This window comes from Roseitalea porphyridii (assembly GCF_004331955.1).
In the GTDB taxonomy this organism is placed as follows: domain Bacteria; phylum Pseudomonadota; class Alphaproteobacteria; order Rhizobiales; family Rhizobiaceae; genus Roseitalea; species Roseitalea porphyridii.
The window spans coordinates 2940706-2960902 of sequence record NZ_CP036532.1; the positions used below are offsets into that span (position 1 = coordinate 2940706).

A 20197-nucleotide genomic window follows, 5' to 3' on the forward strand; every position below is an offset into this window, starting at 1 on the left:
TCCACAATGACACAGATGAACGCAATCGCGATCACCGAGCCCGGCGGTCCCCGGGTCCTTCGCCCGGTCCGGCGGCCGGTGCCCGAGCCCGGAGCCGGAAAGGTCCGCATCAAGGTTCGCGCCGCCGGTGTCAACCGGCCCGACGCGCTGCAGCGCCAAGGCGGTTATGCGCCGCCGAAGGGGGCGAGCGATCTGCCCGGCCTCGAGGTCGCCGGCACGGTCGACGCGCTCGGCCCGGATGTGTCGCGATGGAACATCGGCGACGATGTCTGCGCACTGGTGCCCGGCGGCGGCTATGCCGAATACTGCCTCGCCCACGAGTCCAACTGCCTCAGGGTCCCGAAAGGGTTCACCTACACCGAGGCCGCCGCGATCCCCGAAACCTTCTTCACGGTCTGGCACAACGTCTTCGAGCGCGGCGGCCTGAAGGAAGGCGAAACCCTGCTCGTCCATGGCGGGGCGTCCGGAATCGGCACAACGGCGATCCAGCTCGCCAGCGCCTTCGGCGCGACCGTGATCGTCACCGCCGGAACCGACGACAAATGCAAGGCCTGCATCGCGCTCGGCGCCCGGCGGGCCATCAACTACCGCTCCGAGGACTTCGTCGAGGCCGTCGGCCATTTCACCGACGGGCACGGCGCCGACGTGATCGTCGACATGGTCGGCGGCGACTATATCGACCGCAACTATGCGGCCGCCGCCGTCGACGGGCGCATCGTCCAGATCGCCTTTCTCAAGGGTCGGCGCGTCGAGGTCGACTTCTCCAAGCTGATGCTGAAGCGGCTCACCCACACCGGCTCGACGTTGCGGCCGCGCTCGGTCGCGTTCAAGGCCGATCTCGCGGCCAAGCTGCATGAGGCCGTCTGGCCGCTTCTCGAACAGCGCCGCGTCGCGCCGGTGATCGACATGATCTTTCCGCTCTCGGAGGCCTGGCGCGCGCACGAGCGCATGGAGGAAAGCGCCCACACGGGCAAGCTCATGCTCGACGTGGCGTAACGCGAATGGGTCCGGATAAGCACCCGATCGAATAATCCACGCTGGCGGTGCCTGCCCGATTGCACCGTCACAAGAGGCGTGCGCACGCGCCGGTCCGTTCGGGGCGGACGTCGCCGAGCGCGATACAAAGATGACTGTGCACATGCCCGTCCGGCATTGCACTTGGCGCCGCGCGCGCGTATATCGGCGGTGATTTCCGGACATTGTGGTCAAGACCACGCCCGCGGCACCGGCGCGGACGAACAGGAAAGCTTTATCTGCAAGGGGTTTCGCACATGGCAAACCAGCTTCTCATGCCCAAGGCGACCGCCGTCTGGCTGGTGGACAACACGGGCCTGACATTCGACCAGATCGCCAAATTCTGCGCGCTGCACCCGCTCGAGGTGAAGGCGATCGCCGACGAGGAAGCGGCCCAGGGCATCAAGGGCATGGACCCGGTGACCACCGGCCAGCTGACCCGCGAGGAGATCGCCAAGGGCGAGGCCGATCCCGCGCACGTGCTGAAGCTGTCCGAACCCAAGGTTCGCGTGCCGCAGGCCAAGCGCAAGGGCCCGCGCTACACGCCGGTCTCCAAGCGTCAGGACCGGCCGAACGCGATCCTGTGGCTGGTGCGCCACCATCCCGAGTTGAAGGACGCGCAGATCTCGCGCCTCGTCGGCACGACCAAGAACACGATCGAACAGGTCCGCAACCGCACCCACTGGAATTCGGCCAACCTGCAACCGATCGACCCGGTCGCGCTCGGCCTTTGCTCGCAGATCGATCTGGACATGGAAGTGCAGAAGGCGGCCAAGAACGCGCCGGCCGCCGCGCCCGCCGAGACCGGCGACACGCTGCTGCCCGCCTCGCAGACCGAGGACATGCCGGTATTCGAGGGCGGCGACACCCACAAGCCCGCGCCGAAGGCCGACGACGAGGAAATCGACGCCGACGCGGTCTTCGCCCGGCTGAGCGCCCTCAAGAAGGACGACGACGCCGAAGACAAGGGGCAGTAGGCGACACGGTCGCAGCCCCGGGCTCCCGAGCCTTTCTCTGATCGTATGGCGCGCGCGAAGCGAGCCTCGATGGGCGAGTGAAGGGCATGCCCGCCCCCGGACGATCGCGGTCGCAGCGCTTTCGAACCCCCACCCTTCATCCCTCCCCCATGAATGTGGGAGGGAGGACATCCACCGCGAGCAACATCTGCGATCTGCAAGCCCGGCTCGCAGCGCAGGCCAGCGCGATGATGCCAAGGTCTTCCCTCCCACGCTTGCGGGGGGGGGGGGATGCTGGGTGGGGGCGAATGCCGGGCGAGGCGACGCGCCATCGGCGACAAGCCGTCAGACCGGCCCGAGAAAATCGAGGCCGCTCGGAACATCGCCGCATTCGATCATCTGCGCGTAGAAGTCGCGCAGCGTCCGTCCCTTTTCGGCCCGGAACGTCTCGCCCGTCGGCGTCATCGCGCCGATCCGGTCGATCCGGAACATGCGGAAATCGTCGCGCTTGAGGCACCAGCCGATCACCGTCCAGGTGCCGCCCCAGAACCACAGGCCGAGCGGCCAGATCGAGCGCTCGGTGGCTTCGCCGGCCGCGTCGGTGTAGGCGATCGCGGTGACCAGCCGCTCCTCGCAGGCCCTTTCGAGCGTGTCGATCTTGACCCGTTCATCGGCCGTCATCCGGTGCGCCGGCGCGCGGATTTCCACCGATTTCAGCCGCGCCTTGGCGCTGTCGGGCAGGACCGTCTCGATCTTGACGAGCGCCTCCGCCGCCGCCCGCGCCATGGTGATGCCGCCCCAGGCGCTGACCATCCGGGCCCCCGCCACCAGCGCGACGATCTCGTCGCGGGTGAACATCAGCGGCGGCAGGTCGAACCCGTCGCGCATGATGTAGCCGACGCCGGCTTCGCCGTCGATCGGCACGCCGGTCGACTGCAGATCGGCGATGTCGCGATAGATGGTGCGTTCGGAGACCTCCAACCGCTCGGCCAGCCGTGCGGCGGTGGTCAGCCGGCCGCCGCGCAGATGCTGGACGATCTGGAACAGGCGGTCGGCGCGGCGCATGGCTCAGGCTCCCGTCAGACCGTGTGCTCTGCGGCCATCATGGCGCGCATTTCGGCGATCTGGTCCTCACCACCCGGCAGAAGGGACGTCATGACGGCCACCGCGAAGGTCGCCGGCGCCGTGCCCGGCGCGGTGACGATGCGATCGTCGGTGACGGCCTCCGGCGTATCGCGATAGTGATCCGCGCCGGCATAGTCGCCGGCGACATCGCGCAGCCACTTGCGGCCGTTGCTGGTGTGGGCGCGATCCTCGAGCATGCCGCAACGGGCCAGCGCCACCGTGCCGCCGCAGATCGCGCCGACCGTGCCGCCGCTGTCATGAACGGCGCGCGCCAGGGCATCGGCTTCGGGCGCCGCGCCCTTTTCCCAGCGATCCGATCCGATCAGGATCACCGCGTCGAAATCGTCGGCTGGCGCCGCTTCGAGCGCGCTGCCGCCGGTCACCGTGACGCCGGCCATCGAGGTCACGGGCCCGCCGCCCGGCGTGAGCACGGTGAGCGAGAATCCGAACCAGGCGACCGCGCTGGCCGCCACGAGCCCGTACTCCCAATCCGCGAATGCCTCGATCAGCACGAGGCCCATGCGCTTGTTCCCGCTCACCTTTGTCTCCCTGGCGTGAGTGTCCGTGGCCGTTCTATCACGTGCCGTAGTTGAAAAGCCCGATCGAATTGCCGTCCGGATCGTGCGCGTAGAAGAAGCTGCCCGCCGGGATATCAATCGCCGGCGACACCACCTCGCCTCCGGCCTGCCTGATCCGCTGCATGACCTCGTCGAGCGGCTCGTCGACGGCCAGATGGATGGTGTTGCCCGTGCCCTTCGGCGCCGGCTTGCCTGGATAGAGATGGCCGGCCACGCCCTTTTTCGGGTCGCTGGTCGGAAAGTCCGCCATCGGGTTCGGCCCGTCATTGTTCTCGACCAGTTCGACCCCCAGAACCGCACCGTAGAAGGCCATGGCGCGCTTCATGTCGGTGACCGGAATTTCGGCCCACACGACCGCGTGTTCTTGTATGCTCATCGTCGATACCTCTCGCTCGAATGTGACGCCCCGATCGGGCACGGCGGAGATATCGCACAGCCGTCCTGACAGCATTCTGTCAGGAGGCGGTCATTCCTCGTCGGGAACCTCGACGATGTAGTTGAGCGCCAGCCGCCCGCCGTCGGCATGGATGATCTCGCCGGTCATGTAGCTTGCCTCGCTCGACGCCAGGAACGCGACCGCCGATGCCACCTCGCTGACTTCGCCGATCCGCAGAAGCGGCGTGCGCGACAGGATGCGGTTGCGCGCGGCCGGGTCGGCGTTCACCGAGGCCAGCATCTCGGTCATGATCGAGCCCGGCCCGACCGCGTTGACGCGGATGCCGTAGGGCGCCAGCGACAGCGCCATCACCTTGGTGAGCTGGTTGATGCCGCCCTTGGAGACGCAATAGGGCACCTGGTTGGGGATCGCGACCGTGCCGTTGATCGAGCTCATGTTGACGATCGCGCCGGCCGGCCCGCCCTCCTTGACCTTGTCGGCCATGTACTGGCCGACCGCCTGACCGCACAGGAACGCGCCCTTCAGATTGACCCGCAGAACCCGGTCGAAATCGGCTTCGGTGATCTCGAGGAAATCGGCGCCGTGCACGATGCCGGCATTGTTGACCAGCACGTCGATATCGCCCCACTGCTCGATGACGGCTGCGACCAAGTTGTGCACGTCGAGCCGGTTGCCGACATCGGTCGGCACGAAGAACACCTCGCCCAGATCGGCCAGCGCCTCCTCGGCGGCCTCGCCCTTGTTCTTGTCGAGATCGGCGATCGCCACGCGCGCGCCGTCCTGCAGGAAGCGCTTGGCGATGCCGTAGCCGATGCCCCGCGCACCACCGGTGACGATCGCGATCTTTCCGTCGAGAGCCATTCTATCCTCCTGTTCTCGTTGGACGTTTGGCCCACTCTCCCAACTGGCCGTCCGGCTCCGGTGCTTTGGGCGAGATATCGATCAAACGGCCGGCGGAACCGTATCCGATCATCGAATGCATCATGTCAACGATTGGCCGCGTGTCACGACCCTCCATCAGATTGAAGGCCTCGACGGCCCGGTGAAGGGCATCCATCCGCAGTTTCAGGGCCTCCGCATTTGCCTTGTGCGCCTCGGCCCGGGACCGTGCCGATTCCGAGTCGAGCTTGCGGACGCGTGCCCTTGCCTCCTCGTTTTCGACGCCCGGCCTTTCCAGTCGCGATTGCACGTGCTCGGAAATCGCGCTCGGCAGCTTGCCCAACTCGCTTGCGACGGTCGCATCCGTGTCGGGATCGATGCCAATCTTGCCGATATCCCGGATGGCATCGACGATGGAATCGAGAAGCAACGACCTCTTGCCTGAACTCGCGCTCTTCGTCTCGATCCGCGCGGAACCGGAAAAATACTGGGGGAACACGTCCCTGAAGACGCGGACCATCATCTTGACGGTCTCGGTCGCACGCGGGCTTCGCACCACCGTTGCTGCCATCAGCATGCCTTCCTGCGTGAAGACGATCGGTGCATACCGGCGACCGCCGCGCCCCTTCTTTGAGGTCACATCGTGTGACCTCAAAGCGGACCACTCGTCGTCGGTAAGGCGAAAGGCAAACAAGTCATCGAAGCGGTCCATGTTGCGCTGGACCTGCTGATTCAGAGCCTTCGTCGTCGTCTCATAGAGTTCAGCCAAGTCGCTGTCGCGAATGACCGGATGTCCGCGCGCGATGAAAATCCGGTCGAGGAACCGTTCGACTTCCGCATCCGCCTTGTTCATCTCGCCAGCCTTCTTTGAAGTCACAAAATGTGACCTCAAAACCGACCGGGCACAAGAACCACGTCAGGCGGATCAAACCGAACGCGACCACGGCGTGGTCGTCACGCCGTCTCCCGGGCGAACGCCCCGACCCCGCGCGCCTTCAGGGCCGCGCCGATCTCCTCGAGAATCGCCGGGTCGTCGATCGTTGCCGGCATCCGGAAATCCTGCCCATCGGCGATCTTCTGCATTACCCCGCGCAGGATCTTGCCCGAACGGGTCTTCGGCAGCCGCTTGACCGTGACCGCGATCTTGAACGCGGCGACCGGCCCGATCTCCTCGCGCACGAGCCGGACCACTTCCTTTTCGACCTCCGCCTCGCTCTTCTCGACGCCGGCATTGAGGATCAGGAAGCCCGCCGGCAACTGGCCCTTCAGATCGTCGGCGATGCCGATCACCGCGCATTCGGCGACGTCCGGATGGCCGCCGATCACCTCTTCCATGCCGCCGGTCGAAAGCCGGTGGCCGGCGACATTGATGATGTCGTCGGTGCGCGCCATGATGAACACATAGCCGTCCTCGTCGATGAAGCCGGCATCGGCGGTCTTGTAGTAGCCGGGGAACTCGTCGAGATAGGCCGCACGAAAACGTTCGTCGGCGTTCCACAGCGTCGGCAGGCACGAGGGCGGCAGCGGCAGCTTGACGACGATGTTGCCGAGCGTTCCCCGCTCCACCGGATGACCCTCATCGTCGAGCACCTGAACGTCGTATCCGGGCATCGGCACGGTCGGCGAACCGATCTTGACGGGCAACCGGCCAAGGCCGACCGGATTGCCGGCGATCGTCCAGCCCGTCTCGGTCTGCCACCAATGGTCGATCACCGGCACGCCGAGCACCTTTTCGGCCCACCTGATCGTGTCCGGGTCGGCCCGCTCGCCGGCCAGGAACAGGGTACGCAGGCCCGAAACATCGTAGTCGCCGATCAGTTCGCCCCTTGGGTCTTCCTTCTTGATCGCCCGAAAGGCGGTCGGCGCGGTGAACAGCGCGGCCACCTTGTGCTCCTCGATCACCCGCCAGAAGGCGCCGGCATCGGGCGTGCCGACCGGCTTGCCCTCGAACATCAGCGTCGTCGCTCCGTGCAGCAGCGGCGCATAGACGATGTAGGAATGGCCGACCACCCAGCCGACGTCCGAGGCCGCCCAGAACACCTCGCCCGGCCGGATGTCGTAGATCGCGTCCATCGACCATTTCAGCGCGACCATGTGGCCGCCATTGTCGCGGACCACGCCCTTGGGCTGGCCGGTCGTGCCGGACGTATAGAGAATGTAGAGCGGATCGGTCGCATCCACCGGTTCGCAATCGACCATCGTGCCCGCCCGCTTGTGCGCGTCGACGGCCTCGCGATAATCCACATCGCGGCCTTCCACCGGCACGCACAGATGCTCGGGCCGCTGCAGCACCACGCAATGGTCCGGCGTGAAATGGGCCTCCTCCAGCCCGTGCGCGATCAGCGGCATGTATTCGACGATGCGGTTCGGCTCGATCCCGCACGAGGCGGTGACGATCACCTTCGGCCGGCAGTCATCGATGCGGGTCGCCAGCTCGTGGCCGGCAAAGCCGCCGAAGACGACCGAATGGATCGCGCCGAGCCGGCCGCTCGCCAGCATCGCCGCCACCGCCTCGGGCACCATCGGCATGTAGATCATCACGCGGTCGCCCTTGCCGACGCCCAGATCGCGCAGCACGGCGGCGAGCGCCTGCACCTCCTCGCGCAGTTCGGCATAGCTGATCGTGCGCTTGGTCCCGGTGACCGGGCTGTCATGGATGATCGCCGGCCGGTCGCCATGGCCGGCCGCGACATGCCGGTCGACCGCGTTGTGGCACGTGTTGCAGGTCGCGCCGGCGAACCACCGCCCGTAGACGCCCTGGTCCGCATCGAACACGCTGTCCCATTGCGAGAACCAGTCGATCGCCTCGGCCTGCTCGGCCCAGAACCCTTCCGGGTCGGCCTTCCAGCCGGCATAGACCCGATGATAGTCCGATGAATCGCCCATCTTGCGCTCCTCCCCGTCAAGGGCCGCCTTGCGGGCCCGCACCAATCGCCGGGGCGCCTCCCACGCGCCGCAACGGCCGGCCCCTCCTTAGGGGAACCGCGCCCCCCGCGTCCATCCGACATTGGTTTGGCCGGCGCGCGCCTCGTTCTGCAGGCGCGGGCGACCGCTATCCGGCCCGGCGCAGCGGCGTCACGTGCGGCATCGTGGCATCGGGCAACGGATCGCTCAGCCCCTCGGGCGGCGCGATCCACTGGGCGAAGTGCCGCCCCCAGATCCGATAGCCGTTGCCGTTTGGATGGAAGCCGTCGCGCGCGAACGCGTCGCCCGTCTGCGGCGGCACCGGTTCGGTGACGATCGCGCCGCGCTCGCGGCACATGCGCGCGCCCATCGCGTTGATCAGTTCGGCCCGGGCGGCAAGGATGCGGCCAAGCGCGGTCGGCAGGGCCGGGCACTGGCGCATGTCGGGGATCGGGCACCAGATGATCCTGGCGCGCGGAAACCGGGTGCGCAGGGCATACAAGAGCGAACCGAAGTCGCGCTTGAAGCGACGCACGACGTGGAAGTTCTTCATGTCGTTGATGCCGACCGACAGCGCCACATGGGTCCAGTCGCGCTCCTCGATATGCGGCAGGATATGGTCGCGAATGTCCGAGGCGGTGGCCGAGTTGCCGCCCGCCGCACGCCACTGCACGGGCCAGCCGGCGCGCTCGTTGATCGCCTTGGCGATGTTGTAGGCGAGCGTGTCCTCGAGCCTTTCCATGCCGACGCTGGCGACCGTCGAATCGCCCAGCACCAGCAGCCGCACCGGTTCGCTGTTGCCCTCGAGCGCGCCCATGGTCGGCACGGGCGCGGGCAGAAGCCGCTCGATGCGCATGCGAAGCCGGACCCCCTGCCACGCATAGACGGGGAACATCGCCCAGCTATAGAGCGCCGTTGTCGTCGGCGGTTTCGTCAGATCGGCCATGGTCCCGCCGCAAACCTTCGCAGGACCCTGATGTTAGGCGGTTTTGGCGCCGGTTGGAAGATGCCCGGCGGCGCGGTTCGTCACGCCGCCTCCTGCTCGCGGCTCCACTGGCCCGACGCGGCCAGTCCGTTCATCCTTGCGCGATGCGCGAACGCCTGCTGCCCCGCGCCGACGTTCTCGGCCTTGCCGCCCCAGGCCGCCAGCGCCGCCGCCTGCAGCGCACGGCCATAGGAGAAGGTCAGCGGCCACGGCAGATCGCCCATCGCGTTCATCGCCGAAAGGTGGGCGGTCGCCTCCTCGTCGGACTGGCCGCCCGAAAGGAACGCGATGCCCGCAACGGCCCCCGGCACGGTGCGCTTGAGCGCGGTGACCGTCTTTTCGGCGACCTCGTCGACCGAGGCCTTGCGGGCGTTCTGGCCGTCGATCACCATGTTCGGCTTGAGCACCATGCCCTCGAGCAGGCAGCGCGCCTCGTGCAGTTCGGCGAACACCTCGGTCAGCACCGCCTCGGTGACCTGCGCGCAGCGGTCGATGGAGTGGTCGCCCGGCGCGCCGTCCATGAGGATTTCGGGTTCGACGATCGGCACGATGCCCTGCTCCTGGCACAGCACCGCATAGCGGGCGAGCGCGTGGGCGTTGGCGTGGATCGCATAGCGCGTCGGCAGCGTATCGGAGATGGCGATCACCGCGCGCCACTTGGCGAAACGCGCGCCGGCGTCGTAATAGGTGTCGAGCCGTTCGCGCAGCCCGTCGAGGCCCTCGGTAACCGTCTCGCCATGATAGCCGGCGAGCGCCTTTGCGCCCTTGTCGACCTTGATGCCCGGCACCGCGCCGGCCGCACTGATCAGTTCGGCCAGATGGGTGCCGTCGGCCGCCTTCTGGTAGAGCGTCTCCTCGAACAGGATCACGCCGGAGATGTGATCGCGCATCGCCGCGTCGGTGCGGAACAGCATCTCGCGATAGGCGCGGCGATTGTCCTCGCTGTTCTCGACGCCGATCGAATCGAAACGCTTCTTGATGGTGCCGGTCGATTCGTCCGCCGCCAGAAGGCCCTTGCCGGGCGCCATCATCTTGGCGGCGATATCCTCAAGCCGTTCGCTCATGTCCATGTCTCCGTCGCAGCTTTGGAGCGGACTTAGCAGACCGGTTTGCACGGTCAAAGACGGCGGCGGACCTCTCAATCGATTGAAACCGATTAAACCGGTTCAAAGCTGTTGAATTCTCGCGGCAGGGTTAAAAGCCCAGCGATTTCAGGCCTCAAGCGCCGCAACGCCGGGCAGCGTCTTGCCTTCCATCCATTCAAGGAAGGCGCCGCCGGCGGTCGAGATATAGCTGAACTTCTCGGCGCAGCCGGCCTTGTTGAGCGCGGCCACCGTGTCGCCGCCACCGGCCACCGAGACCAGCTTGCCGCGCGCGGTTTCGGCCGCCGCGTGCCGGGCCGCCGCGATCGTCGCCGCATCGAACGGTTCGATCTCGAAGGCCCCCAGCGGTCCGTTCCACACGAGCGTGCGCGCCTGGGAGATCCAGCCATTGACCTTGGCGACGGTCGCCGGGCCGACATCGAGGATCATCGCGTCGGACGGCACCTTGTCGACCGGCACGGTCTCGCTCGGCGCGCCGGCCTTGAACTCGCGCGCCACCACCGCGTCGATCGGCAGCACGATCGCGCAGCCGGTCTGCGTCGCCCGGGCGAGGATCGCATTGGCCGTGTCGGCCAGATCGTGCTCGCACAGCGACTTGCCGACATCGACGCCCTTGGCGGCGAGGAACGTGTTGGCCATGCCGCCGCCGATCACCAGCGCGTCGACCCGGCCGACGAGGTTTTCAAGAAGATCGATCTTGGTCGAAACCTTCGCGCCGCCGACGATCGCCGCGACCGGCTTTGCCGGATTGCCCAGACCCTTTTCGAGCGCCTCCAGTTCGGCCTGCATCGCCCGGCCCGCATAGGCCGGCAGCAGCCGCGCCAGCGCCTCGGTCGACGCATGCGCCCGGTGGGCGGCCGAGAACGCGTCGTTGACATAGATGTCGCCCTGCGCGGCGAGCGCGGTTGCGAACTGCACATCGTTGGCCTCCTCGCCCGCATGGAAGCGCAGGTTCTCGACCAGCACGATGTCGCCGCCGGCCATCTCGGCCACCGGGCCGGCGACCGTTTCGCCGATGCAGTCGGCGGCGAAGAAGACGCGATGATCGAGCACCTCCTCGACCGCGCGCGCCACCGGCTTGAGCGACATCTCCGGCACGACCTTGCCCTTCGGCCGGCCGAAATGGGCGAGCAGGATCACCTTGGCGCCCCTGTTCGACAGTTCGGTGATCGTCGGCGCGACCCGTTCGATGCGTGTCGCATCGGTCACGTGCCCGTCCTCCATCGGCACGTTCAGGTCGACGCGCACCAGAACGCGCTTGCCGGCAATGTCGGTCAGGTCATCGAGGGTCTTGAAGGGCATCGTCAGTCCTTGGGCTCATGGTAACGCTCATGCGGCACGACGGCGATCGCGGCCAGTTCGACGAGAAGGTCGGGATCCCACAGGCCGGCCACCTGGATGCCGGTGGCGGCCGGACCGGACGCCGGGGAAAGCCGCGCCTTCCGTGCCCGGCTGATCGCCGCCTTGTCCTCGGCGCGCACGAAATAGGTGACGATCGAAACGACATCGTCGAGCGTGCCGCCCACCGCCTCGAGCACGTTTTCGATGTTGTCGAGCGCGGCGTGGGTCTGGCCCTCTGCGTCGCCAGCGTGGAGCACGTTGAAATCGGCATCCCAGGCCACCTGACCGGTCAGGTGCACCCGTCGGCCTTCCGGTTCGACCACACCCTGGTTCATCGGAAAGCCGGGCGTGCGCCAGACGTCGGGCCGGTTGATGTTGGTCCGCGCTGTCATCGGGCCGTGTCGGTTCAAACTGTCAACGAGGCTTTTTCCTATGAAGAAACGCCCGTCGATTCAACGATAATCGGCGCGGCCCGCTCACACGTCCCGGCGTCGGAACAGGGTCGGATAGTCGGTGACGATGGCCGCGTCGTCGACCGGCAGCCGCGCCTCGAACGAGCGGTCGACGGCCTCATAGAGATACGCCGACAATGGCGTGACGCAGGTGTAGCGCTGCTCGTCGATCTCCGGCACGAGCGTGGCGAACGGGATGTAGACCATCCGGAACCGCTCCGCATGGCCGGGCGCGTGTGCCGCCAGCCGCCGGATCGGCAGCGTGTTGGTGAAGGGCGAGCCGGAAAGATCGATGTCGATCGCCCCGTCAAAGGCGGGCATCGGCGCGCCGGCCTCGTCGCGCCAGCGGCCCTCGCCGTCCGAGGTCATGGCGAGCCTGCCGCCCTCGCAATCGTCGACCGCGAAGGCCCTCACGCGCCAGTCGGCCGAGCAGGTGATCCGGTAGCGGATCCCGTAGGGCCGGCCGCCACGCGCGCCGATCACGACGCCGGTCGCGGTCACGCCGTCGGCGTCAACCCGCACCTGGAGATGCTCGAGCCCGTCGCCGTCCTCGGGCACCCAGCGGCATGTGCGTTCGAATGCGGCCAGGAACCCCATCGCCGCGTCCGCGCGTCAGAGCAGCTTGCCCATCGCCGCCGCGGTGTCGAGCATGCGGCACGAAAAGCCCCATTCATTGTCATACCAGCTCATCACGCGCACCAGATTGCCTTCGAGCACCTTGGTCTGCGGCGCGGCGAAGTTGGACGAATGCGGATCGTGATTGTAGTCGATGGAGACCTTCGGCTCGGTGTCGTAATCGAGAATGCCCTTGAGCGGCTGTTCGGCCCACTTGCGGACCGCCGCGTTGACCTCGTCGACGGTGACGTCGCGGCTCGGCACGAACTTCAGATCGACGACCGAGACGTTCGCGGTCGGCACGCGGATCGCCGAACCGTCCAGCTTGCCGGCAAGCTCGGGCAGCACCAGGCCGACCGCCTTGGCCGCGCCGGTCGAGGTCGGGATCATCGACATCGCCGCGGCGCGGGCGCGATAGAGATCCTTGTGCATCGTATCGAGCGTCGGCTGGTCGCCCGTGTAGGCGTGGATCGTCGTCATGTAGCCCTTTTCGATGCCGAACTCCTGGTTCAGCACGTGCGCGACGGGCGCAAGACAGTTGGTCGTGCACGAGGCGTTCGACACAACCTTGTCGTCGGCGGTCAGCGCATCATGGTTGACGCCGTAGACGACGGTCCGGTCGGCGTCCTTGCCGGGCGCCGAGATGAGCACGCGCTTGGAACCGTTTTCCAGATGCAGCGCCGCCTTGTCGCGGGCGGTGAAGATGCCGGTGCATTCCAGCGCGATATCGACGTCCGACCAGGGCAGCTTGGCCGGGTCGCGCTCTGCGGTCACGCGAATCGGCCCGCGTCCGACATCGATCGTGTCGCCATCGACCTTCACATCGCCGGGAAACTTGCCGTGCACGCTGTCGTAGCGCAGCAGGTGGGCGTTGGTCTCGACCGGGCCCAGATCGTTGATCGCGACCACCTCGAGATCGTCGCGCCCCTGTTCGACGAGGGCGCGCAGAACGTTGCGTCCGATCCGGCCGAAGCCGTTGATGGCTACCTTCACAGTCATGTTCGTCTCCTGATCGACAGAATCGTCTGGGTTTGGTCGTGCCTCGCCGGCGCGGCGGTCAGGCCGCGTCGGTCATGCGCGCGATGCGTGCCTGGGCCGCCTCGACGACGGCGTCGGCGGTGATGCCGAAATGCTCGTAGAGCGCCTTGTAGGGGCCGGACGCACCGAACGAGTTCATGCCGATGAAGACGCCGTCCTCGCCCAGGAAGCGCCGCCATCCCTGCTCGACGCCGGCCTCGATCGCGATCCGGATCGGCGCGTTGCCGATGATCGCGCGACGGTAATCGGGCGTCTGCCGCTCGAACAGCTCCATGCAGGGCACCGACACGACCCGCGTCGGATGGCCGGCCGCCTCGAGCCGCTGGCGCGCCTCGAGCGCCAGATGCACTTCGGAGCCGGTCGCGAAGATCGTTACCGCCGCGTCGGCGCCGGCCGTGGCAAGTTCGTAGGCGCCCCGCGCGCACCGGTTCTCCGGCGCCGGCTCGACGCGCACCGCCGGCAGGCCCTGCCGCGTCAGCGCGATCGTCGCCGGCGTTTCGGCTTCGGCGAGCGCGAGTTCCCAGCATTCCATCGTTTCCATCGCGTCGGCGGGCCGGAACACGTGGTGGTTGGGGATCGCACGCAGCGCGGCAAGATGCTCGACGGGCTGGTGCGTGGGGCCGTCCTCGCCAAGGCCGATCGAATCGTGCGTCATCACGTAGACGACGCGCAGGCCCATCAGCGAGGAAAGCCGCATCGCCGGGCGGGCATAGTCGGAAAAGACCAGGAACGTGCCGCCATAGGGGATCAGCCCGCCATGCAGCGCGATGCCGTTCATCGCCGCGGCCATGGCATGCTCGCGAATGCCGTAGTGGATATAGCGGCCGGAAAAGTCCTCGGCGCTGATCGGCGCGGTTTGCTCGGTCTTGGTGTTGTTGGAGCCGGTCAGATCGGCCGAGCCGCCCAGCGTCTCCGGCAGCGCCTCGTTGATAACCTCGAGCGCCATTTCGGACGCCTTGCGCGTCGCCACGGTCGGCTTGTCCTTGGCGAGCTTGCGCTTGTAGGCCTCGGCCGTGTTGCCGAAGGTCGCCGGCAGATCGCCGCGCATGCGCCGCTCGAACTCGCTCTTGATGCCGTTGTCGGCCGCATCGAGGCGCTTCTGCCATGCGACGCGCTGCTTGCAGGCCGAAAGCCCGGCGACGCGCCAGTCGTCGAGAATGTCCGAGGGCACCTCGAACGGTTCGGCGGTCCAGCCGAAGGTGACGCGCGCGCCGGCGATCTCCTCGGGTCCGAGCGGCGAGCCGTGCGCCTTGGCCGTCCCGGCCTTGGTCGGCGCGCCGAAGCCGATCGTGGTGCGCGCGGCGATCATGGTCGGCCGGTCGGCGGTCTGCGCCCGCTCCAGCGCGGCCGCGATCGCGTCCGGATCATGGCCGTCGATCTGCTCGGTCACCCAGCCCGAGGCCTCGAAACGGGCGATCTGGTCGGTCGAATCGGCCAGCTTGATGTCGCCGTCGATGGTGATGCGGTTGTCGTCCCAGATGACGACAAGGTTGGACAGGTTCAGGTGCCCGGCCAGCGAGATCGCCTCCTGGCTGATGCCCTCCATCAGGCACCCGTCGCCGGCCAGCACATAGGTCTTGTGGTTGACGAGGTCGGCGCCGAACTCCTCGCGCAGCCGCCGTTCGGCGATCGCCATGCCGACGCCGTTGGCAAGGCCCTGCCCGAGCGGTCCGGTGGTCGTCTCGATGCCCGCGGCATGGCCGTATTCGGGATGGCCGGCGGTCTTCGAGCCGAGCTGGCGGAAATTCCTGATCTCGTCGATCGTGATGTCCTCGTAGCCGAGCAGGTACAGAAGGCTGTAGAGCAGCATCGAGCCGTGGCCGGCCGACAGCACGAACCGGTCCCGGTCGGGCCAGTTCGGGTGCTTGGGATCGAACTTCATGAAGCGGGTGAACAGGACCGTGGCGATATCGGCGGCGCCCATGGGCAGCCCCGGATGGCCGGAATTGGCGGCCTGCACCGCGTCCATGGCCAGTACGCGGATCGCATTGGCCATACGGTCGTGTTTGTCGCGTGGAATCATGATTGGGTTCCGCTGATGTCGGTTGATGCGGAGCGTGGGGCGGACGGCGGCTCCGGACCTGAAAATTGCGCCGGACACATAGCAGGTGGATGACCTGAGTCAACAAAGCCGCCGGGGACCGCCGGAGCGGGCGAAATCTGTGCATCCGCGCGGTCCTGCCATTGCCCTTTCGGCCCGGCGCGGGCAGTTTTAACCACGCTCTCATCGAGCCACGCTAACGCCTTATTGTTGCTGACAAACATTGCCCGTGCGTCCATAGTCCAGCCCGCCATGACCGGTCCGCAAACCCTCTCCCAGGTCTTTGACCGTCTCGAAAAGGCGCTTTCCGCGCTCGACGATGCGGTCGACCGATCGGCGGACACGCGCCGCGAGCATGCCGAGGCCGACGAGGAAATGCAGCGGCTGAATGCCGACCGGGCACGCCTTGCCGAGGCGCTCGACGACGCCGAGGCGCGCGCCGGCCGGCTCGAGGAGGTCAACAAGGAGGTCTCGCGGCGGCTGGTGACGGCGATGGAAACGATCCGCGCGGTGCTCGACCGCTGACGGCCGCAACGGGAAAGAAGCCGACATGAGCCAGGTCACCGTCACCATCGACCAGAAGAGCTACCGCATGGCCTGCGATCCGGGTCAGGAGGAGCATCTGGTCGACCTTGCCGGCCGGCTCGACCGCTATGTCACGCACCTGAAGAGTTCGTTCGGCGAGATCGGCGACCTGCGCCTGACGGTGATGGCCGGCATCATGATCATGGACGAGCTGACCGAGCTGCAGAAGCGGGTCAAGGGCCTCGAGACCGAGCTCGAGGGCGTGCGCAAGACCCGCGACGAGGCGCTGTCGAAGGCCGACCGGATCGACGACACGCTGACCGAGCGGCTGACCGCGCTGGCCGACAAGATCGAAACCATCACCACCAAGATTGCCTGAGCGCGTCGATGCCAGCCGCGCTTCCCCGAAATCGGCATCCGGACCGCATCGAACCTCTGGCGGAGCGGGCCTACCGCGCCTATATTCGCTTCGCCGACTGCGCTCTGCGGCAGGAGACAATTCCCCGGGGCCTTACGCATCCTAAGGGAGCTGGCGCTGACCGGGCTCGTGGGCCCGGACAACTGGCACCCACCTACTTCTGTAGGTTCCCGGGATGCCGCACTCCACCGATTGTCGCGGTTGGCAACTTCCCATGACCGGCGCAAACGACCACGAAATCAGGGCCCTGAAGGCGGCCCTGCGCGAAGAGGCGCTGGCCCGCCGCGACGCGCTGCCTGCCCAAACCCGCGCCCGCGCCGCCGACGTGCTGGCGGGTCATGCCGACATGTTCCCCGTCGATGCGACCACCGTGGTCTCCGGCTTCTGGCCGATCCGCTCGGAGATCGATCCCCGCCCCCTTCTCGAAGCGCTTGCGGCGCGCGGCGCCACCATCGTGCTGCCCGCCGTCATCGACCGCAGGACCATAGTCTTCCGGCACTACGAGCCGGACGTGGCGCTGCTCGAGGGCAGCTTCGGCACGTTCGCGCCCGGCCCGGATGCCGAACCGCTCGACCCGGCGCTGATGCTGATGCCGCTCGCCGCGTTCGACGATGCCGGCAACCGGATCGGCTACGGCGCCGGCTACTACGACCGGGCGATCGCGCGCCTGCACGAGGCGGGCCACCGCCCACGTCTCGTCGGCCTTGCGTTCGAATGCCAACGCGTCGCCGCCGTGCCGGCGCAGCCGCACGATGTGCCACTTGACACAGTGCTGACCGAAAACGGCTTGCAGGAGTTCGCACGGCGGGGATAGGACGAGCCGATGAGATTGCTGTTTCTGGGGGACATGGTGGGCCGTTCCGGCCGCGCCATCGTGTACGACAAGCTGCCGGGCCTGATCGCCGACCACGCCATCGACTTCGTCATCGTCAATGGCGAGAACGCGGCGGGCGGTTTCGGCGTGACCGAACAGATCCTGACCGACACGCTCGATGCGGGCGCCGACGTGATGACCACCGGCAATCACGTCTGGGACCAGCGCGAGGCGCTCGTCTTCGCCGACCGGCATGCCGGCTTCTTGCGCCCGGCCAACTATCCCGACGGTACGCCGGGCCGCGGCATGGGCGTCTACCAGGCGCGCAACGGCGCCCGCGTGATGGTCTCCAACATCATGGGCCGCGTCTTCATGGCGCCCGATCTCGACGATCCCTTCATGGCGGCCGAGCGGCAGCTCGAGAACGTCCGGCTCGGCCACGACTTCGATTGCGTCGTGTTCGATTTCCACGCCGAGGCGACCTCGGAGAAGGTGTGCTTTGCCCACTTCGTCGACGGCCGCGCCAGCCTCGTCGTCGGCACGCATACCCATACGCCGACCGCCGATCACATGATCTTCGACGGCGGCACCGGCTACATGTCCGATGTCGGCATGTGCGGCGACTACGGCCATTCGCTGGGCATGGACAAGGACGAGCCGCTCAACCGGTTCCTGACCAAGGTGCCCAAGGGCCGCTTCGAGGCGGCCAGCGGACCGGGCACGCTGTGCGGCGTGACGGCCGACATCTCCGACCGCACGGGGCTTTGCGAGCGGATCGCGCCGGTGCGTATCGGGCCGCGCCTCGCCGAGACCGTGCCAGACTGGTGGTAGGCGCAAGCGCGTCCGGTTCGACGCCTCAGAAGCGGAACAGCAGCTCGTCGTTGAATTTCGGCTCGGCGCGCTTGCAGGTATAGACCCGGCACGAGGCCGTATCGGCCGCCGGCACCGTCTCACGCTCGAGTTCCTCGCCCAGCTGGCACTGGCTCAGGCCGGAAACATAGCGGTCATAGAGGAAATAGTCGGGAACCCGCGTGGACGGATAGCGCAGGATGACCGCGCCCTGGCGCTGCACCGTGGCCTGCACGTCGGCGCACCGGTTCAGGTCGCTGCGCAGCCGCTCGATCGCGTCGGCCGGGCTCGAGACGGTGGCAAGGACGGTGGCCGCAAGGGCGATGACAGCGGTTCTGGCGGCAAAGGCATGTGCGTTCATGGCGGGCTCCTTGGTGGACGTTCCCAACATGGAAATACGTCCGTTTCGGGACGGTTCCGTTCAGCCCCGCCGGGCGAGGCTTGCCGGAACCATGATCGTCGGCCGCTCGGGCAGATCCCGCACGTTGACCGTGATCGCGTCGCCGTCGAGGAAATCGACCGCCCACTCCTCGCCCATCAGCGCGATGAACCGGTTGACCGAATTGCCGCGCAGATGCATCGGCAGCACGATCGACGAGCGCAGCCGCGTGGTGATCTCGGCCATGCCGTCATGGGCCATGGTCAGTCCGCCGTCGACCGGCACCATCAGCACGTCAAGCCGTCCGATCTGCGCGAAATGATCCTCCGTCAGCCGGTGATGCAGATGGCCCAGATGGCCGATGCACAGCCCCGCCGTCTCGAAGATGAAGATCGAGTTCTGGTTGGCCGTCAGCCCGCTGGAATCCCAGCGGCGGATGTCGGTGGTGACGTTGCGCACATAGACGTCGTCGACCACCACGTCATGGTCGGCCCCGCGCGGATCGGTGTTGTCCCAGCCCGGCAGCACCACCTCGATCGCCGGATCGGGATTGAGCGTGTAATGGGTCGAATGGGCCCGGTTCATGGTGATCACGCGCGGCGTCGGCGTGTGCCCGTAGACGCCGGAAAAATCGGTCGCGATCGTCACCCCGGCCGGCGTGTCGATGCGGTAGGTGGAATGGCCCGCGAAGGTGATGGTCACGTCGCCATGCGCATCGGTCTCGAGCGGGCTCGCCATGGCCGAGGCGAACATCACCCGCGGCAGCGAGCGGGCGATGGCAAGGCACTGGCTGACCGGTTCGTCGTCGGTCTGGGCTTGGGCCGGCGGCACCGGCCCGGGCAGGGCGAAGGCGATGGCGGTCAGGACAAGTGCGGAGAGAAAGTGGCGCATCGAGACACTCCGGTCACGCGGTTGTTCGGCCCTCTCCCAACTAGATCACCGCGGCGGATCGGCCAGTCTGGCGCCGGCTCAACGTCCCCACTGCGCGCCATAGGCGGCGACCAGCGCATCGAAACTGTCCGGTTGACCCCGATAGCGCAACCCGCCTTCGGGGATCAAAAGCCAGGCCTGTTTTGACCGCAGCCAGATGTGACCGGCCGGTTTCAGCCAGTCGGTCCTGTCGAACGTGCCGCCCTTGACGTTCAGCATGTCCTCATAGGCGGGCCGGTTGTGAAAGAGCCGGCTGCCGCAGGAAGGACAGAACTCGCACACGGTCCGCCTGTCGCCCGAGACCTTGCCGAACTTCGCCGTCTCGCCATGCACGGTGAGCGCCGCTCGCCTGACGCGCACCGACATGCCGAAGGCGGACGACGCCTGCTTCTGGCACTCGGTGCAGTGGCAGCAATAGACGGTCTGCGGCCGCTCGGTCAGCACGTAGCGGACCGCGCCGCACTGGCAGCCGCCCTCCTGCCGGAACCCCGCTTCGTCGTTTCGCGCTACCATTTCAGGCCGGCTGCCTCGGCCTTCTTCAGGAGCGGGCCCTGCCGCCCGCGATGGTGCTCCTGCAGGTAGGCCATGGTGGCGTGGATATCCCGCTTCGGGATGGCCTTTGGATCGATCTGCGCGGCGGCGTTGGCCTCCTCCACGCTTCTGCCCTCCTCGAGCGCCTTCATGAACAGATAGGCCCGCACGGTCTTGTTGCCGCGCCGGGTGTTCTCCTTCAGAAACAGCCAGATCATCAGCGCGATGGCGGCGACGGCGATGCCGATTTCGGTCATGGGATCCTCGTTCTGGGGCGCTGGACGCGCGCCGGCTTTGTCCCTAAAAGCGCGCGGGATTGCACA

At 67.2% G+C, this 20197-nt stretch carries 23 protein-coding genes and 1 other RNA gene; 7 read left to right on the forward strand and 17 right to left on the reverse strand.

Annotation, left to right across the window (positions count from 1 at the left end; genetic code table 11):
• Positions 1-15 precede the first annotated feature (15 nt).
• Both E0E05_RS14335 and E0E05_RS14340 read left to right on the forward strand, forming a co-directional pair.
• Positions 16-996: an NAD(P)H-quinone oxidoreductase gene (locus tag E0E05_RS14335; protein WP_131618055.1), complete on the forward strand. Its 981-nt coding sequence runs from the start codon at positions 16-18 to the stop codon at positions 994-996.
• Between the two features lie 275 nt (positions 997-1271).
• Positions 1272-1991, forward strand: a complete 720-nt coding sequence (locus tag E0E05_RS14340) for a DUF1013 domain-containing protein (RefSeq protein ID WP_131617333.1) — start codon at positions 1272-1274, stop codon at positions 1989-1991.
• Positions 1992-2315: 324 nt separating this feature from the next.
• Here E0E05_RS14340 and E0E05_RS14345 read toward each other — a convergent pair whose 3' ends face one another.
• The 13 genes from E0E05_RS14345 to tkt all read right to left on the reverse strand — a co-directional run bounded on the left by E0E05_RS14345 (position 2316) and on the right by tkt (position 15410).
• A complete protein-coding gene (locus tag E0E05_RS14345) occupies positions 2316-3035 on the reverse strand; it encodes a helix-turn-helix transcriptional regulator (protein ID WP_131617334.1) in 720 nt (239 codons plus the stop codon).
• A 14-nt stretch (positions 3036-3049) separates the two neighbouring features.
• Positions 3050-3634, reverse strand: a complete 585-nt coding sequence (locus E0E05_RS14350) for a DJ-1/PfpI family protein (RefSeq protein ID WP_131617335.1) — start codon at positions 3632-3634, stop codon at positions 3050-3052.
• Positions 3635-3671: 37 nt separating this feature from the next.
• The gene (locus tag E0E05_RS14355; protein WP_131617336.1) at positions 3672-4049 is read right to left on the reverse strand and encodes a VOC family protein; all 378 of its coding nucleotides are present in this window, start codon (positions 4047-4049) and stop codon (positions 3672-3674) included.
• Between the two features lie 90 nt (positions 4050-4139).
• Positions 4140-4931, reverse strand: a complete 792-nt coding sequence (locus tag E0E05_RS14360; protein ID WP_131617337.1) for an SDR family NAD(P)-dependent oxidoreductase — start codon at positions 4929-4931, stop codon at positions 4140-4142.
• 1 nt (position 4932) lies between these two features.
• Positions 4933-5802 (reverse strand): ORF6N domain-containing protein, encoded by an 870-nt coding sequence (locus E0E05_RS14365; protein ID WP_131617338.1) that lies wholly within the window; start codon positions 5800-5802, stop codon positions 4933-4935.
• 101 nt (positions 5803-5903) lie between these two features.
• Positions 5904-7835 carry a propionyl-CoA synthetase gene (locus E0E05_RS14370; RefSeq protein ID WP_131617339.1) on the reverse strand — a complete coding sequence of 644 codons (1932 nt, stop codon included), beginning with the start codon at positions 7833-7835 and terminating at the stop codon, positions 5904-5906.
• A gap of 166 nt (positions 7836-8001) precedes the next feature.
• Positions 8002-8799 carry an SGNH/GDSL hydrolase family protein gene (locus E0E05_RS14375; protein ID WP_131617340.1) on the reverse strand — a complete coding sequence of 266 codons (798 nt, stop codon included), beginning with the start codon at positions 8797-8799 and terminating at the stop codon, positions 8002-8004.
• Between the two features lie 80 nt (positions 8800-8879).
• Entirely contained in the window at positions 8880-9902 is a 1023-nt protein-coding gene (locus E0E05_RS14380; protein ID WP_131617341.1) for a class I fructose-bisphosphate aldolase, read from the reverse strand.
• Positions 9903-10049: 147 nt separating this feature from the next.
• Positions 10050-11243, reverse strand: coding sequence for a phosphoglycerate kinase (locus tag E0E05_RS14385; protein WP_131617342.1), 1194 nt, complete (start codon positions 11241-11243; stop codon positions 10050-10052).
• Between the two features lie 2 nt (positions 11244-11245).
• The gene (locus E0E05_RS14390; protein ID WP_210215720.1) at positions 11246-11674 is read right to left on the reverse strand and encodes a RidA family protein; all 429 of its coding nucleotides are present in this window, start codon (positions 11672-11674) and stop codon (positions 11246-11248) included.
• A gap of 84 nt (positions 11675-11758) precedes the next feature.
• The gene (locus E0E05_RS14395) at positions 11759-12331 is read right to left on the reverse strand and encodes a putative glycolipid-binding domain-containing protein (RefSeq protein WP_131617343.1); all 573 of its coding nucleotides are present in this window, start codon (positions 12329-12331) and stop codon (positions 11759-11761) included.
• A 15-nt stretch (positions 12332-12346) separates the two neighbouring features.
• On the reverse strand, positions 12347-13348 hold the full coding sequence (gene gap / locus E0E05_RS14400; protein WP_131617344.1) for a type I glyceraldehyde-3-phosphate dehydrogenase: 1002 nt from the start codon (positions 13346-13348) through the stop codon (positions 12347-12349).
• Positions 13349-13406: 58 nt separating this feature from the next.
• On the reverse strand, positions 13407-15410 hold the full coding sequence (tkt, locus tag E0E05_RS14405) for a transketolase (protein ID WP_131617345.1): 2004 nt from the start codon (positions 15408-15410) through the stop codon (positions 13407-13409).
• 270 nt (positions 15411-15680) lie between these two features.
• Between tkt and E0E05_RS14410 the strand changes: the two genes are divergently transcribed.
• From E0E05_RS14410 to E0E05_RS14430, 5 genes are all read left to right on the forward strand, one after another.
• Positions 15681-15953, forward strand: a complete 273-nt coding sequence (locus tag E0E05_RS14410; RefSeq protein ID WP_131617346.1) for a DUF4164 domain-containing protein — start codon at positions 15681-15683, stop codon at positions 15951-15953.
• 25 nt (positions 15954-15978) lie between these two features.
• A complete protein-coding gene (locus E0E05_RS14415; protein ID WP_131617347.1) occupies positions 15979-16332 on the forward strand; it encodes a cell division protein ZapA in 354 nt (117 codons plus the stop codon).
• Positions 16333-16423: 91 nt separating this feature from the next.
• A non-coding RNA gene (ssrS, locus tag E0E05_RS14420) (6S RNA) lies at positions 16424-16579 on the forward strand.
• A 6-nt stretch (positions 16580-16585) separates the two neighbouring features.
• Entirely contained in the window at positions 16586-17185 is a 600-nt protein-coding gene (locus E0E05_RS14425; protein WP_131617348.1) for a 5-formyltetrahydrofolate cyclo-ligase, read from the forward strand.
• 9 nt (positions 17186-17194) lie between these two features.
• Positions 17195-18016 (forward strand): TIGR00282 family metallophosphoesterase, encoded by an 822-nt coding sequence (locus E0E05_RS14430; protein WP_131617349.1) that lies wholly within the window; start codon positions 17195-17197, stop codon positions 18014-18016.
• Positions 18017-18041: 25 nt separating this feature from the next.
• On the opposite strand, the gene E0E05_RS14435 is transcribed toward E0E05_RS14430, so the two are convergent.
• The 4 genes from E0E05_RS14435 to E0E05_RS14450 all read right to left on the reverse strand — a co-directional run bounded on the left by E0E05_RS14435 (position 18042) and on the right by E0E05_RS14450 (position 20131).
• Positions 18042-18395, reverse strand: coding sequence for a hypothetical protein (locus E0E05_RS14435; protein ID WP_244597741.1), 354 nt, complete (start codon positions 18393-18395; stop codon positions 18042-18044).
• Between the two features lie 60 nt (positions 18396-18455).
• On the reverse strand, positions 18456-19304 hold the full coding sequence (locus E0E05_RS14440) for an MBL fold metallo-hydrolase (protein WP_131617351.1): 849 nt from the start codon (positions 19302-19304) through the stop codon (positions 18456-18458).
• A gap of 78 nt (positions 19305-19382) precedes the next feature.
• Positions 19383-19856, reverse strand: a complete 474-nt coding sequence (locus tag E0E05_RS14445) for a GFA family protein (protein WP_131617352.1) — start codon at positions 19854-19856, stop codon at positions 19383-19385.
• Positions 19850-20131 carry a hypothetical protein gene (locus E0E05_RS14450; RefSeq protein ID WP_131617353.1) on the reverse strand — a complete coding sequence of 94 codons (282 nt, stop codon included), beginning with the start codon at positions 20129-20131 and terminating at the stop codon, positions 19850-19852. Before E0E05_RS14450 ends, E0E05_RS14445 begins: the two co-directional genes overlap by 7 nt.
• Positions 20132-20197: the final 66 nt, after the last annotated feature.